This window comes from Bifidobacterium sp. ESL0690, assembly GCF_029392315.1.
Lineage (GTDB): Bacteria > Actinomycetota > Actinomycetes > Actinomycetales > Bifidobacteriaceae > Bifidobacterium.
Window position 1 is genome coordinate 2,080,105 of record NZ_CP113939.1, and the last position, 17,822, is coordinate 2,097,926.

A 17,822-nucleotide genomic window follows, 5' to 3' on the forward strand; every position below is an offset into this window, starting at 1 on the left:
GTTTCACGAGCGGAATCATTCTCTTTTCGCCGTTTTGCGCGAGTCAGAGCGCTGATAGGCCTCACCGTGCCACGGCCTTTTCACTAACCGCATTCACGCGTACCTATAGAGTTGTTTATAAAACGTAATACAGCTTACCTTATGCGCACAACCACAGCCATGCCGACCGCACCTTGAACAACACCAATGCTTCTACGAACATTCTACCGGACCTGCCCGAGCCATGCGGGAGACCAGAGGCGCGAACGGAACCGCGGTTTTCACGGCGACCTTGACAGTGACGTCCTCCTCATCCACCTTGCAGATGACCAGAGCCGCCTTGTTGAGGGTGGTGGCCAGCCGGGATTTGATGCATGGATCGAAATCACCGTCTCGCGCGGACTCAGCTCCTGCGATGGCAGCTTGGTCGGCGGCCGATCGGGCATCTGAGACACAGACCAGAAAATTACCTCCGAGGGCAACCGCCGATATCAGTATCGCCGCGACGGCAATGAGCATGACCCCGTTGATGGTTCCGGAGCCTTCATCGTACGCACCGGCGTTCAATAGACGATGACGTGCAATCACCGAAGCCGGTGCCGCAGCCGGCTTGTCGAATATGAATGAAGCGAAAAACCGCCTCACCCGATTCGACACCACCGGCCGGGAACGCCGTGACATCAGACCGCCATTACGCTTCCGGCAGGAATCTCGAAAATTACCGCGACAAGCATATTCCGATTCCTTTATAGCTATGGGACGATTTGCCCAACCATGCACTGCCTCGCCAGAATCGTTGCATTCCATACTCGACTCGGTCCTGCGACGATCCGCCCAGCATGGCTGGTCATTGCCGGAATCGTTGCATTCTGGGTTTTCCTTGGCCTTGCGGCGTTTCTTCCAACCGTTCATTGGACGACTCCCGTCGCCTTGCCGACCACGGCCATGGGCAGCACATGCATAGGGTCGGGCACTACGCGGCAACTTACCGTCACCTTGACCTGCTTGAAGCCCCGGGATATGGAGACATTGGCATCGCCGCCGGCGGCATCGTGCGCGGCCAGACGGGCCTCGGTGTCACTGTTGGACACCACGGCCACACGGGCTGCGGCGGAGGCGGCATCCTGACAGTTCATCTCCACCGTGACCGCCCGGGCCAGCATCATCAGCAGCACAGCCATCACCATCACCGCCGGAAGCACGACGGCGAATTCGGCGGTGACAGCTCCTTCGTCGCTGGCTTTGCACCGGCGAGCACCGAACCGGCCAAACCCACTGAAGCGGCCGAAGAGCCGATGCCGGTCACCGGCAGCATGACTGCGAAGCCGCTGACGCAAGTTTCGTATCCAAGCAACCAGCGACCAGCCCGTGCCAGTGCTGCCCGACGTACTGATTGCCGCATTGGCCGCCGCCGGGATGAGATCCCCACCGCAACGGCGGTCAGCTGGTCCATGTGATTGCATCTTTTGAAGTGACATCATGCCCTGCATCCTCTCTGCAATCAACATCGTTTATTGTTCATTTTCTTGACATAGCGGCACGGAAACTCAGACCACCTTGAGCGCCTTCTTGACCAATTGCATCAACAACGTCTTGACGGCACCGGACTTGAGCAAGGCCACTAAAACGGCCGCAAATCCGGTGGCAGCCACCAGAACCACCGCGTATTCGGCTGTGGCCGCGCCTTCGTCGGGTTCGGCCATTGCCGTGCGGAAACGGGCATCCATCAGGCACAGCTGTCCCTTGACCTGCCTCGAACGTTCCGAAAGACGGGAGGCGAAACCCGTGGTGACGCCGGTGCCGGACTGATCGATGGTCATCAATTCTTTACTCATGATTACTCCTTTGATTTCTGTGAAATTTGATACCACAACCGTTGCGATTGCGATACCCCCAGTCTGACAGAAGTTCGTCGTTTACCGTGACGATTCCGGGCACTGTGGTCGGATGCTCGGGGTTATGCACATCCCGGGCGTGTCGCGGTTTTCGTCCACCAAAAATGTGTACAGGAATGTGGAATGTCGGAAAATTATCCACACCCAAAAACACACGAAAGTGAAATACAAAAACCCTATGCAGAAAATTCCAGACCGCAATCCAAGCACGTTGACATGTATGTACGAAACAGGCTCAATGACCGATGAACGAACCTATGGCCGGGATGATGCCGATGAGCATGAAAGAGGGCAGAAAGCAGAGGCCAGTGGGCAAAAGCAACTTGACTGAAAGCCGCTGAGCTGACTGCTCGATTGACGCGCGGGCCCGCGCATCCAGCTGCTCGACCGCGCTTTCCAACGGGCCGACCGGCGAAACACCGCGGATCCACGTGCTTTTCAAAGCGCCATCGATGACGCTCAACGCATCAAGCGCGGCAACGACGTCATCCGAAGGCGGATCGTCATCTTTTCCCTTGCGTTTTCGGGCGTGCCTGTTTTTTGGTTCAGCCCCCTGCCTGCTCTGCTCCCCCGCATTCTGACAGGCCAGGGAAGCCGCGAACCATGCATCCTCCCAGCTAAACCCGAGCATTAATGAACGCGAAGCCCGGCAAAGCCCGTCACCGAGCGTTCCGCCGACAATCAAGCCGATGACCTCAAGCGCGTGCGGAATCGAGGAGCCTTCACGCATCGCCACCGCCATCATCTCCAGAATGACTCCGAGCGACGGCTTCGCAGCACAACTCGTAGCCAACGCACGCAGTTGCCCCGAAAGCGCTTGCGCGGGCGAGCGCCACAAAACCCATGCCACAGCCACTAAACAGCCTGAAATCAGTGCGTTCATTCCCCACCCACCTTTGTCATTGCAATACATTTCAAACCGCATGTTCCACAGACACTTCCCATCACGGTTTGACGCAGCACTTCCCGTTGCGGTTTACACAACATTCCCATCACCGTTTACACAGCACTTCCCAATACGGTTTTACGAAGGATCTCCCCATGCAATTTTCTCCGCACCTTCCTGCCGCAATGCCAGTCCAAAACTTCCGCTGACCCGGAAAATGCAGCCCCTTTGCTCAAGACTTCTTCTCGTCGCCGACCTTGCCTTCAGCCGCCTCGACACCGTCCATCAGCGCCTTCATCCACATCATCCCCAATGCGTACGTACCCGCGCCCAGCAGCAAACAAACCCGGCCGACGCTATTGCCGAAAAGGAACGCGATCGGTGAAGCGCCCATCAACTGCGCCAAAACGAGTGTGGCCAACGGCAACAGAGAGAGCAGCTTCACGGTTGATTTCGGTACGGTGAAGGCATTGTCTTTCAAGGTTTTCATCATGCGATTGCGCTTATAGGACGAAGCCACGGCGTCCAAGCAGTGCGAGGCCTCGCACCCGAGATTTTTGCTCAGCCTGCAGGCCAGATCCAGCTCAATCGCCGCTTGGTCGGCCTGGGCCGGTGTCTCCTTCGGGCTCAACTGCGCGTGCATGATATCTTCCAATTGCGCGAGATCAGGCATGGTGGCGGTCTGACACAGCGGTTCGCCCTGCGCCTGCTCGGCGAAGGCCTCTTCAAGCGAACCACCCGCTTTTACGGACGCCCTCAGCGCATCGATGCATGAAAGAATGCCCGCCTTACGCTTCGAACTCGCAGCGGAAGTGGAAGCGAGAACGGCAGCCGAATCGAGCGTTCCGTGTTTATCGGTTTCGCTTGGCCAGCCGAAGCAAAGCACCGCGGCCATCAGCAAAAGACCAGCCATCAACGCATAGCAATCCATGAAATCACTCCGACCAACGGCTGACGAAACCGTCCCATCCGGGGCCCGGCACCGGCATTCCCGAGCCGCTCCAAGTCGCTATCGGCTCACCGACGAAATGCTCGATATCCTTGGAAAGCCGGCCGATCTGCGCGATTCGCCGCTTGCCATTGCTCCGCTCGATATGCAGAACCACGTCGAAAGCACCGGCGGCAAGCATCGTCAACGCCGGTTGGTTGAGACCGGCCAACAATCCCAGCGACACCAGACGGGAAGGCACGCGGTCGACGCTGTCGGCGTGCAGGGTGACCATGCCGCCGTGATGCCCGGAGTTGAAGGCACGCAGCAAGTCGGCAATCTCCTCGCCGCGGCACTCACCCAGAATGATGCGGTCGGGGCGCATCCGCAACGTCGCTTTCACCAATTCCGGCAACCCTATCGCGCCCGCACCTTCCACGTTGGCCTCACGGACGACCAGCGAAACGTGATTGCCGCGACCGAGCGTGCCCAGCTCCCGGACTTCCTCGACGCTGACGACGCGTTCGGCGGGGTCGGCTTGGGCAAGCAAGGCCTTCAGCAGCGTGGTTTTGCCGGCTCCCGTACCACCGGTGATGAGAATCGTCGCACGCCTGCTCACCAATCCGCAAAGCAGGGGAAACCAGGAAGGCGGAAACATGCCTCCCGCGCCGAGCCCGCTCAGCCTTGGAACCGTACGGCTCGGAAAACGTATGGAGATGCTCGCACCGGTGGGCACGATCGGGGCGATGACTGCATGGATGCGGATGCCTTCGACGCTCGAAGCATCGGCGATCGGGCAGGCGTCGTCCAGCCGCTTGCCAAGCTGAGCGCAGAGCTGGGTGGCATATTCACGCACGACCTGCGGCGAACGGAACGGCACCGAAGGATGGTATTCGCGCATTCCGCCACCCCGGTCGACCCATACCCGGCCCTCGCAGGTCACGGCGATATCGGTCAACGCCGGTTCATGCGCCAGATCCTCAAGGGGCCCGAACATCAATGTCGCTCACCTCCTTCAACCGCGTCACTGACGGCATGAGCCAGCTCAACTATCACCGCCCGATCGGCTTTCGCGAGCTTGAGCCCGAGTCCTTCCAGCGCATCGCTGGTTCTCGCGCTGTTGGGGCATACGGGCCCGAGAACCCGGTGGTCCAGATACTCGCTGGCCTCATTGACGCTCACGACTCCGCGCCGCCGCGATGTACCTCTCGGCTCGATGCCGACAATCGCTGCAAGTTGTGGGGTTTCGCGGTTTTCCGAGTCAGAATATCCGGCCTCGCTGTCTTGTACAAAACCGTCGCCCTGAGATTGGAAGGAACGATGGGCTAACGATTCAAGGGAGCCATCGCCAATATTGCTTGAAAGACCGGCGTTTCGTTGACCTGACGAGCCGATACGGCCTGACGCGAGGGCATTCAGCAGAGCTTTGGCGCGGGCCAAGCCGAGCACCGAAAGTTCGGAGATGATGACGACCGGTGCCGCGCGAAGATCAGGGACCATGTCGATGACCTGGCCGCGAGCGCCATCGACCAAAACCATATCCACACTCGCGCTGCGTTCCAAGGCCGCCATCACGGCCTTGACCTCCCACCATTCCGGGATTTCGCTGTTCCACGAGTCAAAGGCGAGGACGGGCACGCCTTCCCAATGCGGAAGTCGCTTGCACAGGACGTCACCGTCGATCTTGCCCAAAGGCGCGTTCAATGTGCCGAACCGCAAGCCTTTGTCGTTTTCGAGACCGAGCAGGATGTCAAGCCCGCCGCCACCGAAATCGGCATCCACCAACGCCATGCGCCTGCCTTGATCAGCGAGCTGCAATGCGGTAAGCGAGCAGAGCGCGCTCAACCCCACTCCCCCGCTGGCCGAGAGGAAAACGGCTGTGTGCTTGGCAAATGTTTGCGCGGTCATGCCCTTAACGCTCGGCGACTCCTCAAGCTGTGCGAGACCGGCCTTTCTCTTGCGTTTCTCCGAGATCTCGTAAGCCTCCCGCGCCACGTGTACTTGGGGCATCGGCGGATCGGTAAGCGTCAATGCGGCCATCGCGGTGCTCTGAGGCCGGCGAACCACAAGTTCCTGCGTCATGGCAGGACACGGCATCGGGGCGTTGAAAGCCGAAAGCGACATTGGGTCGCCCGACTGCGCACTGCCGGGAGCCCACAACGAATCGCGGCCTTGCAATTGCACCGCCGGCGCGCTGAAAGGCAGGTCGGGCGCATTTAGAACTTGGGGCGAACGCGGCAATTCGAGCACAAGCGACGGGCTTTGCGGCCGGTGAGGCTGTGGTTTCACGCACGTCGGCAACCGCATCGGCAGCCTCGCCGGCGGTGGTATCGCAGAAATCTCCGTAGCCACAGAAATCCTGGAAGGCGGCTTCTGCGGCCGCAACCTCCTGACTGGCCTGCCTTTCGCCTCGGCGGGCAGCAGTATCCTTTTGTGCCGGGCGAACGGGGTATCTGAGCGGCTCGACCTTGAAATCGTGAGTACATTTTCCATATACCCATTCAATCCACTTGTAGTGCAGGAACGCAAGCTGAAACGGGTACTGTGGTCGAATGATAGGGGTTATCCACATTTGAGGCGTGTCGCGGGTTGGCTCGTCAAGCCATGCACATTCATCCACAAAAAACGCATTAAATCAGCATAAATCATTGAGAATAGCTACAAGACAACAAGAAACTATCAAAAGAAATAAAAATTATTTTAAAAAACAATAAACGTGACTGAATAAAGAAACTGGTCCGCAACCCAAATCAAGCAGGTTGCAGACCAGTTATCGATTATCTAACGATCAGCCGATGGAAACGACCAATCACCCATTCAATCAGTCATCGAACGGATCGAAGTCGCGGCGGACACGGCGACGCGGGCGCTCGCTGCGCTCTTCGCGGTCCTCACGATATTCGTCATAGTGATCGTCGGTCGCGTAGCGAGGGTTGCGGTCGTTGCGACGGCCACCACGGTAGCCGCCACCACGGCGTCCCTCATGACGGTCGGAGCGGCGGTAATCGTCGCGGTCCTCACGGCGACGACGCGGACGATCCTCAAAATCATCGTTGTCATCACGCTCGGCGCGATCCTCGCGGTCATGACCACGGCGGTCATCACGGTCAGAACGGCGACGGTCATCACGATCGTCACGGTCTTCGCGACGGCGACGCGGACGATCCTCAAATTCAACATCCTCACGCTCGGAACGGTCGTCACGCCCACGGCTGGAACGGCGGTCATCACGATCGTCACGGTCATCACGGCGACGACGGTCATCACGATCCTCACGGTCGCGTCCGTGGCCACGATAGCCACGGCCACCACGATCGTCATGGTCGCGACGTCCGCCACGGCCACCGCCGCGCGGGCCGGATTCCTGATCCTCGAAGCCGGGGATGGCCAGCGAGATCTTGCCGCGGTCGTCAACGCCTTGGACGGTCACCTCGACGGTGTCGCCTTCCTTCAGCACGTCTTCGACGGCGTCGATGCGCTCGCCGTTGGTCAGGTTGCGGATCTGCGAGATGTGCAGCAAGCCGTCAGTACCGGGCGTGAGGTTCACGAATGCACCAAAGCTCGTGGTCTTGACGACCTTCCCGTTGAAGTTCTCACCGACGGCGGGAACATGCGGGTGCGCGATGGCGTCGATGGTGGCCTTGGCCTTCTCCGCGCCGTCGCCGCCTTCGGAAGCGATGTAGATGGTGCCGTCGTCCTCAACGCTGACATCAGCGCCGGTCTCTTCCTGGATCTGATTGATCATCTTGCCCTTGGGCCCGATGATCTCGCCGATCTTGTCGACAGGAACAGAGGTGGTGATGATGCGCGGGGCATACGGGCTCATCTCGGCCGGAGCGTCGATGCACTCGTTGATGACCTCGAGGATGGTGGTGCGGGCTTCCTTCGCCTGCTGCAACGCGGCTGCCAGAACATCGGCGGGGATGCCGTCGAGCTTGGTGTCGAGCTGGAGCGCGGTGATGAATTCGGAAGTGCCGGCGACCTTGAAGTCCATATCGCCGAACGCGTCTTCGGCACCAAGGATGTCGGTCAGGGTCTTGTAGATGTGCTTGCCGTCGACGTCCCCGGAGATCAGGCCCATCGCGATGCCCGCGACAGGAGCCTTCAGCGGAACACCCGCGTCGAGCAGCGAAAGCGTGGAAGCGCAGACGGAGCCCATGGAAGTGGAGCCGTTGGAGCCGATGGCCTCGGAGACCTGACGGATGGCGTACGGGAAGTCTTCCTTGCTGGGGAGCACCGGCACGAGCGCCTTCTCGGCGAGCGCACCGTGGCCGACCTCGCGGCGCTTCGGAGAGCCCACGCGACCGGTCTCACCGGTGGAATACGGCGGCATCTCGTAGTTGTGCATGTAGCGCTTGGTTTGCGGCCCGGAGATGGAATCGAGCGTCTGTTCCATCTTCAACATGTTCAAGGTGGTGACGCCCAGAATCTGGGTCTCGCCGCGCTGGAAGAGTGCGGAACCATGGACGCGCGGCACGATGCCGACCTCGGCGGAAAGCGTACGGATATCGCGCAGGCCACGGCCGTCGATGCGGAAGTCCTCCGTGAGGACGCGGCGGCGCACGATCTGGCGCTGCAGTTCCTTGAAGGCATTGCCAAGTTCCTTTTCCTTCTCGGCGTCATCCATATCGGTGAATTCGTCGGCGAGCTTGGCGCGGACGTCTTCCTTGATCTCGTGGATGCGCTCCTGGCGCGGAAGCTTGGCGGCGATGGAAAGGGCGTCGTTGAGGTCGTCGTGAGCAATCTCGTCGATGCGCTTGTAGAGCTCGTCCGTATATTCCGGGAAGAGCTGGAATTCTTTGTCGTTGGTCTTGCCGGCCTTCTCCTTGAGCTCGTTCTGAGCCTCGCAGATGACCTTGATGAACGGCTTGGCGGCCTCCAGCCCTCCGGCGACGACTTCCTCGTCCGGCTTCTGCTGGCCCTCGTCGTAGATGAGGTTCCAGGCGTTCTTGCCGGCGCCGGCCTCGATCATGGCGATGGCAACGTCACCGTTTTCGATGACGCGGCCGGCCACGACGATCTCGAAGACCGCGCGGTCACGCTCGCTCCAACGCGGGAAGGCGACCCACTGGCCGTCGACCAACGCCAGACGCACACCGGAGACCGGGCCTTCGAAGGGCAGGCCGGAGATCATGGTGGATGCGGAAGCAGCGTTCAAAGCGATCATGTCGTAGGCATCGTCCGGGTTGCAGGCCAATACGGTCTCGACGACCTGAACCTCGTTGCGCAGCGTGTGCGGGAAGAGCGGACGCAGCGGACGGTCGATGATGCGGCAGGCGAGGATGGCGTCGTTCGAAGGACGGCCTTCACGACGGAAGAACGAGCCCGGGATCTTGCCCGCGGCGTACATCTTCTCTTCCACATCGACGGTGAGCGGGAAGAAATCGTAATTTTCCTTCGGGCTTGAGCCGGCGGTCGTGGTCGAAAGGACCATCGAATCGTCATCAAGATAGGCGGCTACAGCGCCGTCGGCCTGCTGCGCGAGACGACCCGTCTCGAATCGCAACGTACGTTTACCAAATGAACCATTGTCAATAACGGCCTCTACGGCCTTAATTTCGGGACCCTCCAAGGGTTCCTCCTTTGTTTAATTTCCTATTTCCAACATACTGCAAAATGCTTTGTCAACGTCCGACCTTGTGTATTTTTGTAAGGCTTACCTGGCCTCACCAACGCTGGTGGACGGCACGTTGACTTTCACTTCTCAGTCTGAAGCAGCATTGGCGGCGATCTCGCCGGAATACATATCCAGATATTTCAATTATCGACCCTCACCTTAGGGCCGTCGGTTTTTCTTCACACGCGAAAATTGTTGGGCGGATTGCCCCACCCTGTCCAATCAAACCTCTGAAAAAGCCCGAGCACGAAGCCCGGGCATAAAACAGCTATCGACGAAGACCAAGACGCTCGACCAAAGAGCGGTAACGGTTGATGTCGACCTTCTTCAAGTAGTTGAGAAGACGACGACGATCGCCGACCATCAGCAGCAGGCCACGACGAGAGTGGTTATCGTGCTGGTGAGTCTTCAGGTGCTCGGTCAGATCGGAGATACGCTTGCTCAGCAGCGCAACCTGAACCTCGGGAGATCCCGTGTCGCCTTCGTGCGTCGCATACTTGGTTACGATCTCATGCTTTTCTTCAGCCGTAAGTGCCACGGCATCCTCCTTATAGTTGCTGCGCGGTGCCATCGGCATGATGCCGAAGCGCTCTCTATCCGCGGGCGAATACACGCCAAGTTTCAAGTATAGAAAGAGGTACGGATGAATTGCCGGCAACGTCACACGGCGGTGATCAGGCCACTGAAGAGGACAATCAGGATGGCGATGCCTTCGATGACGAAGTACATGAGGAACGAGGCCCAGCTGCGCGTCAGGACGTTCAGTGGAGAATCTTTCTTGATGCCGATCAAGAGACCCACGAAGAGAATCACATAAACTCCGGCCGCAATCAACGCCGCGATGATGCCCAGGTTTGCCGCGTTCGGCAGCACCGACGAGGAGCCGTACATCACGTACGTGGAGAACCAGAACTTGAATTTCAGGAGCGAAACGCCGGCAATCAGCTGCTCGAAAGCCAGCAAAAGCAGGAAAAGGTTACGCCAGAGCCAAGCATGCTCCTCCACGAAGGAGAGCGCGAATGTGGCCAACGCGAACACGGTGACCGCCCACGAAACCAGCGCCACACCCTGTGGGGCGAACGGGCTCAACAGCTTGATGATCTGCTTGGTATGCTGCACGGCAAGCACACGCCCGAGCCAATACGGCACAATGATGGCGGCCAGAAGGATGACCACATACACCACCCAACGCACCGGCCGGAATTGCCTGCGCTGGATGTCGGCCAGCGAAAGGTCGGTCTGCGGGATGGAAGCTTCGGGATGCTTGGAAACGCTGACCTTCTCGACTTTGCCTTCGACGATTTCGACGGCTTCGTTGTCTTCCGGCTTTTCGGATTCTTCCGGCTTTTCGAGAAGTCCAGCTTTCTGCAAAGAATTTTTTGAGGACTCGTGGTCTTTATCTGTCGAATCATTCGTCATGGCCATGCCTCATTGATCTTACGAATCTTTTCGCATTGCCCCATCAAGGCTTTCCGGCGTTACGAAACGTCAAATACAGCCTTTCGTGACACCAAAATCGAGAGTGAAGCGATACCTTATATATGGCAAGCTCGAACACCCACCCCCGCAATGGGAGCGGATGACGGGAATCGAACCCGCGTAATCAGTTTGGAAGACTGAGGCTCTACCATTGAGCTACATCCGCGTGCCGTCTAGCGTTGCGACGACAAAGGTTAAGTATACACGAGGGACGGAATGAGGCGTGCCGTTTACGCCCACTTCAGCATTAACATGCGAAATAAAGGGTGTTGGCTTTAAGAAAAGGCGTGCCACCTCTGAGAGATAGGAGGCGGCACGTCAGATTCATTCATATATTTTCAGAAACGAGAAGTCACTTCGAGACTTCGGCATACTGAGTCAACAACTCCTTGGAGAGCGCCTCTGCCACATCGGCGCCGAGCATCATCGCCATGCCACCGACGGTGCAGCTATTGAGGAACATCACGCTCAGCGAACTGTCGGGGATGATGTTGTGGCCGAACTGCTTATCAAGCTTAGCCACGGCCTTGTCGACAATCGGTCCACCGATCGGGTCATTCTTCCATTCCTCGAAAGTGGACCACTTGGTGAGCTTGGCCGTCTTGCCGTCGTCATCGACATCGACGGAAACGGTGTCGGCAATGTCGCGGGACGAAGTGGCGACCTCAATCTTGTATTCGCCTTCCTCGACCTTCCAGCCTTCGAAACGCTCGGACCAATAAGCGAAAGCACGGGAATCGAAGTCCATTGAGACCTCGGCGGATTCACCGGGCTCGAGATAGACTTTCTTGAAGCCCTTGAGCTCGTGGACAGGACGCTCAACAGACTCCTTCGGCGGGGCGACATAGAACTGCACGACTTCCGCACCAGCCACCGACCCGGTGTTCTTCACGGTCGCAGTGACACGAGCGGACTGCGGGCCGGTCTTCTCAGCCTTGGCGTTCGAAACCTCGAAGGTGGTATACGAAAGGCCATATCCGAACGGATACACGACCGGCTTGTGGAAGGTGTCGTAGTAGCGATAGCCGACGAAGACGCCTTCGCCGTAATCGACGTGGCCTTCCTCGCCTGGCCAGTTCATCATGGTCGGGTCGTCGTCCAGGTCATTGATGATGGTCTGCGCAAGCTTGCCGGACGGGCTCACATCGCCGAAGACCACATCGGCGGTCGCAGCGCCGCCGGCCTGACCAAGCAGCCAGGCTTCAAGAATGGACTTGGCATCGCCGGCCCACGGCATGGAGACCGAGGAGCCATTGGAGAGGATGACCACAACGTTCTTGTTGGCGGCAGCGACTTCCTTTAAGAGCTCGGCCTGCTTGGTAGGAATATCGAGCGAGGTGCGGTCGAAGCCTTCGGATTCGTAGGAGGCGGGCAGGCCGAGGAAGAGCAGCACGGTGTCGGCGCCTTTGGCGGCAGCAACGGCCTGCGAAGTCAGAGCCGGATCCTGTGGGTCATCTTCGAGTGTGAAGCCAGGCGCGAAGTCGGCATCGATGCCACGATCCTTCAACGCGTCGAGGAAGCTGGTGAGCTTGTTCGCGTTGATCAGCGAGGAGCCGGCGCCCTGATAACGTGGGGTGCGGGCGAATTCGCCGATGACGGCCAGCTTGGTGCCGGGCTTGACAGGCAGCAGTCCGTCTTCGTTCTTCAGCAGCACCATGGCCTCGCGAGCGGCGCGGCGGGCGACATCATCATGCGCATCGACGTCGTAACGATAGCCGGCCTGCCCCTTCTCCATGGCCGGGCGGGTCTTGTTGACCAGATCGATCATGCCCTGTGCCATCTTCTCGAGCTGTTCGGGCTTGAGCTCGCCGTCGCGCACCGCATAGACCACCTTGTTGTCGGTATTGGTCGGCGGCATTTCAAGGTTTAGGCCGGCGTTCAGTGCAGCGGCACGGTCGTGCACGGCGCCCCAGTCGGACATGACGATGCCCTTGAAGCCCCACTCGTCGCGCAGCACGTCGGTCAAGAGCCACTTGTTCTGTGAAGAATAGACATCATTGATCTTGTTGTAGGAGCACATAATCGTCCAAGGCTGGGCGGTTTTGACAATGTGCTCAAAGGCGGGCAGATAGATCTCACGCAGGGTACGCTGCGTCATGTCAGCGCTTACGCGCATACGATCGGTCTCTTGGTTGTTGGCGGCGAAATGCTTCAGCGAGGTGCCGATGCCCTTGGACTGAATGCCTTCGACCTCGCCGACGGCCTCGTGGCCGGCCAGATACGGGTCCTCGCTCCAGAACTCGAAGCAACGACCGCCCAGCGGGTTGCGCTTGATGTTGATGCCGGGGCCCAAGATGACGGCGACCTGCTCCTGGATGCATTCCTCACCCATGGCCTCGCCGGTCTCCTTCACCAGTTCCGGGTTCCAGCTTGATGACATACCCGCGGCTGGAGGGAAGCAGGTGGCAGGAACGGCCTTTTCCACGTCCATGCCTTCGAGGTTCTGCGCCTTACGCAGTCCGTGAGGGCCATCGGTGATCGTATAGTTCGGCAGTCCCTTTTCGGGCACCGAGCCGATGCTCCACGGGTTGGTGCCGCTGGTCAGCGCCGCCTGCTCTTCAACACTGAGATCCTTGGCACTCGTTACCGGTGTTGTCTGATTGGTCATTGTGCAACCTTTCTGTATTTCTCGCAGGTCTCATCCCTGAGTCTTGCGCTACACCTATATTCCGTTCAGTTATTGCCGGCCCGGCCATCTCTGAAGTCCAGGATAACCGCTTAGTTACCGACCGGTAGGTAGCTATATATTAACATAAACTATCGCCCTTGATAACATGCAAATCTAAGGAAAATGAACATTAATGGGCAATGTCACAGCTCTGCAGGGATTCTTTCCCGCCAAAGTTGCGGCATCGTGTCATTTCGGTCGATGACCTGTCACCAAAAATAACTTTTAAAGATTGCCGAAACCCAAGAAAATCAGGCGATTCACGATAGTGACGGGTTATGGTTTCGCTCTGAGCCTGATACATACTATCGTTCGAAATCACTCACCAACAACACAACGGCAGAAGCGACCGGCCCATCGTGGCTCAATGAGACATGCCAACGCAATTTCGGCGGATCCGCACCCAGCAGCTGCTCACCAAACGCAAGCAAATCCTCATCCGATGCCGACTCTTCCGACACCGCCACACCCGACGGGGTCTTATCCGTGTCCGTCGTTTCCGTCCGCTGTGCACCCAGCGATTTCAGTAGCATAGCTTCACAATCCGGTGCCAACATGACACGTGGCCGCGAGCGCGATTGATCATCGACAATCTCGACTTGAGCCCAAGGAAAATCGTCAAGGGTATACGGATACGGCCGCTCCCCCAGCGCCTCGCACCACGCCTTGAGCACAGCCTCTTTACCAGCCCAGCGAACGGCCAGATGTGCAGCCTCATCGTCATGCTTGACCCTGGCACGCGCCGCGGCCTGCCTCAATTCGCGCACAGAAAACAACGCCCTGAAACGCGAGCCGGGTTCACGCAGCTGATCGCCGAACGCCGCAACGTCCACCACGTCGTGCCCCACCCCGAGCACTAGCGATCCGTACGGCCTCGCGCCCCCGTCAACTTTCACGTCTATCACAGTTTCATGCTACCTGCCCGACATGAATTCGAAGGCGACCCCAGCCAATCACCACATATCATCAAGCAAATTCCTGCAGCAATGAGCTGACGTCGATTAGCACCACCGAAAGCAACGCGAAACTAGCGATAAAAGAAAACCAAAGAGGCCCCGCCGGACGGATGTTTCCGGCAGAACCTCTTGATATAGCTTGGATAAGCCCGAAACCGCCATGCAATCAATCAGAATCGCAAGGTGAAATCGAACCACAGCCTACTAGATATTGACAGAATCCAAGTTGCGGTGACGCGCGAGGATGTAGTTGTTGTTCCTATATGCAAGCAACAGCAAGAACAGAGGAACCAGGAACACCAGCAGCCACCAGAAATTGAAGCTCATATGCCCTCCTGACGTGGGCGCAGAAGCCTCGATCGAGCACTGAGGCAGACCGTTGTAGTCGGAAAGGCTCCAAGCAGAGTTCTGCACATAGGCGCTGCCATCGGGTTCGATCCAGTAAACGGGCTCGTTGCCGCGCTTGCCGAACTTCATCTTCTGGTAGACCCCCTCAGGAATGCACTTGGGGCGCGGACGCTGCTGCTGCGGAAGAGACGCCACACCGTCGGAACCGGCAACAGGAGCCGGAGCCACGGCATTACCAGCCACACGCTGCGCTGGCGCAAACGCCGGAGCGGCAACAGGCAACACGGTGAGCGGCGCGAGTGCTGAACGCGTGACAGTATTCCTACTATTATTGGCAACATTCTGCGAGGCCTGATTTTGCGTTGGCACCGTGGGAACCTTTGGAGTTGAAGGATTCGTAGGCGTTTCCGGAAGCGTAGGACGTATCGGCGTAGTAGGATTCGTCGGCTTCGTAGGCTTTTCGGGCTTCGTCGGAGCCGTCGGCGCAACAGGAGTCACCGGCTTAGCAGATGTCGTCGGAGCGGAAATCACAGTAGTATCTTTGGCCCACACCGCATACAACGTGGTCGTGCCGGGCGCCACCCTGATCTCACTGCCGCCGTCATAGAAGCCACCATGCATATCCTCCCGAGTCGTCCAAGTCAGGAGCTTATAGCCTTCGACCTTGAACTCCTTCTTGGTGACCTGGTGCCGATAATGAAGCAGATCGACCCCTGAAGCGGGATCGACGGTGAACACGTCATCGGGCACACTCCCGGTAGCCGTCAAGCCTTGTGGCGCATTGGCTTCGTAATGAATCCTGTATTCCAAAGCCGCCGGAACAAGCGGTGTGGAAGGCACGCCCTTGCTCTGCCACTGCGCCCAGAGACGGATATTCTCGCCGCGGTTGAAGTTGGTGACGATATCACCCCTCTTGAACGACATCTGACCGCCCTGCTTGCCGGAATTCCAACCGAGGAACTTCAAATTCTTGGCGTGGAACATCAGACGAGGAACCTTGATTTTGATATCCTCGGCCTTGGCCCCGACCTTGCGAATCGTCACAGGCGACCCACTGACCTTCACGCCTTTGGGAGCGTTCTTCCTGAAGCTCACCTCGGCGAATTCCTGCCAGACGTAGGTGCCGCCGGCGAATCCGGAATCCTGGGTCAAAGCCGACAGGGAACCGTTGTCATCACTGGCATCACTGGTCCAGCTGTTGTCGCTCTTCGTCCAGCGGCCGGTATAGCCGGAGCTTTCCATCGCACCGCCGAAAAGGGGCTTCGAATAGTCAAAGAAGGAGGAATCCAAACGGGTATTCGGGCCCAACTTGATCTCATCGAGATGAGGCGTGAACGCTTTCGACCCGTCAGTAACATGGCGCGTGTCCCAACCGGAGAGATCAAGGGACGTCAGATTTGCGTCGTGATAAAAAACATACGACATATCGGTAACCCCGGAGACATTCAAATCCCCGAGCCCTTTGATCTGCGTCAGTGAGGTATCCGCATTGAACATGCAGTACATATTCGTGGCCGAATCGGTGTGCCAACCGGTAAGGTCGAGCGACGTCAGCGCATGATCACCCTGGAACATGCAAATGAACCATGTATTCTTTCTTACGTCCCAGTTCTTGATACCCGGCAATGCGGTCAGGTTTTTCATTCCCGCGAATATGCCCTGCATATCGGTGACGTTGCCCATACCCCAGTTGGAGACATCGCCGAGCGTACTGATGGACGTATTGGAAAACATCCATTCCGCAATTTTGGCGCTTTTCAGATTCCAACCGGAAAGGTCGCCGACATCGGTGAGGTTGAGATTTTCGTCAAACATATCTGAGGTGTAGACCACATTGCTCATATCCCAACCCGACAAATCACCGATAGAACGCAGTTGAGAATGCCCGTAAACGTCGGTCCGGAACATGCCGGCCATATCCGTTACAGCCGACGTATCCCAATGATCGAGCCCCGTGATGGTGGTCAAGCCGGGATCCACATCAAACATGTCCTGCATATTGAAGGTCATACCCGTCTTCCACTTGCTGGAGGGCTTGGAACCGGGCAGACCTGCACCCGGGGCGGTGCGATCGGCACCCCATCCGGTCAGGTCCAAGGTCTTCATTTGAGGATTGAAACCGAAGCATTCGGCCATATAGAACTCATCGGTTCCGTCAAAACGGCTGAAATCGATATTGCCGACATTGTCGATGCTTTTGAGATTCGGGTAATTTTTCAAGTCGAAATCGGATGTTGCCACCACATGTGTGTCGGGAGCGTCATCAAAAACGATGCGAACGATATCGTTTCTCAATGTCGATCCAACCGGATCGGTGAAAAGAGCCTGAGCCGGCGAATCATAATAGGAACCCATCACACCCGGACCGATATGCACGACATCCTCATGAGGGGCGGTTTCCTGCACATACCAGTGCACCTTTTCGCTGCCATCTTCATTGCCACCCCAATCGACCTGGAACTTGATTGACGGGTCGGAACTATCCTGCGCCTGCGGCTGCTGCTGCGAGCGCGTCAACGAAGAAGCCCCGGACTTTTGCTGGGCTTGCGCCCCGGAAGCCTCTTGCGCCTGCTTGGTTTCGGACTCCGTTTGCTGCGGCGTCGAGACTTTTCCGCCCGCCGGCTGCGACGAGGCCGACGCCACAGGGCTTTCAGGTTGTTTCAGCTCGGCATTCGGTTTGGCGCTGTTTCTTGTATCCCCCGACGCTTTATCACTGCTTTGAGATGGTTGCGTTTGAGACGCTTGCGAAGTGCTGGATGACGAACCTGTAGAAGTGTTGGCACTATCGGCAGAGGCCACAACACCGGTTCCGAGTGCCATTGCGGAAGCTACGAGCAGCCCAATTGCCGCTTTGTTCCAAGATTTCACTATTCCCCCTTTCTATATGGATTCAGGGCAAACTAGATTTACAGGTACCGGCTTGGAATATGCCGGTACCCATAAATCACCCCCATATAGATTTCCCCTTGTAGCAGATTGTAACACAATCGAAAGAAATGCTTTAGACGGCGTTTCTTGATTTGTCTAGAATAAATCGCTTATCACGTGAATCCTGTATAAAAGCAT

Annotated in this window: 13 protein-coding genes and 1 tRNA gene; all 14 read right to left on the reverse strand. The window is 57.8% G+C overall.

Going from position 1 to position 17,822, the window contains the following annotated elements; genetic code table 11:
- Positions 1 to 192 precede the first annotated feature (192 nt).
- Positions 193 to 660, reverse strand: coding sequence for an Rv3654c family TadE-like protein (locus OZX62_RS08200; RefSeq protein WP_277175709.1), 468 nt, complete (start codon positions 658 to 660; stop codon positions 193 to 195).
- A gap of 227 nt (positions 661 to 887) precedes the next feature.
- On the reverse strand, positions 888 to 1,460 hold the full coding sequence (locus OZX62_RS08205) for a TadE family type IV pilus minor pilin (protein ID WP_277175710.1): 573 nt from the start codon (positions 1,458 to 1,460) through the stop codon (positions 888 to 890).
- 66 nt (positions 1,461 to 1,526) lie between these two features.
- Positions 1,527 to 1,814, reverse strand: coding sequence for a DUF4244 domain-containing protein (locus tag OZX62_RS08210; protein WP_277175711.1), 288 nt, complete (start codon positions 1,812 to 1,814; stop codon positions 1,527 to 1,529).
- Between the two features lie 295 nt (positions 1,815 to 2,109).
- Positions 2,110 to 2,757 carry a hypothetical protein gene (locus tag OZX62_RS08215; RefSeq protein ID WP_277175712.1) on the reverse strand — a complete coding sequence of 216 codons (648 nt, stop codon included), beginning with the start codon at positions 2,755 to 2,757 and terminating at the stop codon, positions 2,110 to 2,112.
- Positions 2,758 to 2,992: 235 nt separating this feature from the next.
- Complete coding sequence (locus tag OZX62_RS08220; RefSeq protein WP_277175713.1) at positions 2,993 to 3,673, reverse strand: pilus assembly protein; 681 nt, start codon at positions 3,671 to 3,673, stop codon at positions 2,993 to 2,995.
- 22 nt (positions 3,674 to 3,695) lie between these two features.
- Complete coding sequence (locus tag OZX62_RS08225) at positions 3,696 to 4,685, reverse strand: ATPase, T2SS/T4P/T4SS family (protein ID WP_277175714.1); 990 nt, start codon at positions 4,683 to 4,685, stop codon at positions 3,696 to 3,698.
- Positions 4,685 to 6,181, reverse strand: a complete 1,497-nt coding sequence (locus OZX62_RS08230) for a hypothetical protein (protein WP_277175715.1) — start codon at positions 6,179 to 6,181, stop codon at positions 4,685 to 4,687. Before OZX62_RS08230 ends, OZX62_RS08225 begins: the two co-directional genes overlap by 1 nt.
- A 328-nt stretch (positions 6,182 to 6,509) precedes the next feature.
- A complete protein-coding gene (locus OZX62_RS08235; RefSeq protein WP_277175716.1) occupies positions 6,510 to 9,260 on the reverse strand; it encodes a polyribonucleotide nucleotidyltransferase in 2,751 nt (916 codons plus the stop codon).
- Positions 9,261 to 9,573: 313 nt separating this feature from the next.
- Positions 9,574 to 9,843: a 30S ribosomal protein S15 gene (rpsO, locus tag OZX62_RS08240; RefSeq protein WP_277142331.1), complete on the reverse strand. Its 270-nt coding sequence runs from the start codon at positions 9,841 to 9,843 to the stop codon at positions 9,574 to 9,576.
- Positions 9,844 to 9,965: 122 nt separating this feature from the next.
- Positions 9,966 to 10,730: a hypothetical protein gene (locus tag OZX62_RS08245; RefSeq protein ID WP_277175717.1), complete on the reverse strand. Its 765-nt coding sequence runs from the start codon at positions 10,728 to 10,730 to the stop codon at positions 9,966 to 9,968.
- A 149-nt stretch (positions 10,731 to 10,879) separates the two neighbouring features.
- Positions 10,880 to 10,950 (reverse strand) — tRNA-Gly (locus OZX62_RS08250).
- 186 nt (positions 10,951 to 11,136) lie between these two features.
- Positions 11,137 to 13,392 carry an exo-alpha-(1->6)-L-arabinopyranosidase gene (locus tag OZX62_RS08255; protein WP_277175718.1) on the reverse strand — a complete coding sequence of 752 codons (2,256 nt, stop codon included), beginning with the start codon at positions 13,390 to 13,392 and terminating at the stop codon, positions 11,137 to 11,139.
- 365 nt (positions 13,393 to 13,757) lie between these two features.
- Entirely contained in the window at positions 13,758 to 14,357 is a 600-nt protein-coding gene (locus OZX62_RS08260) for a 4'-phosphopantetheinyl transferase superfamily protein (RefSeq protein WP_277175719.1), read from the reverse strand.
- Positions 14,358 to 14,612: 255 nt separating this feature from the next.
- Positions 14,613 to 17,624, reverse strand: coding sequence for a BspA family leucine-rich repeat surface protein (locus OZX62_RS08265; protein ID WP_277175720.1), 3,012 nt, complete (start codon positions 17,622 to 17,624; stop codon positions 14,613 to 14,615).
- Positions 17,625 to 17,822 lie beyond the last annotated feature (198 nt).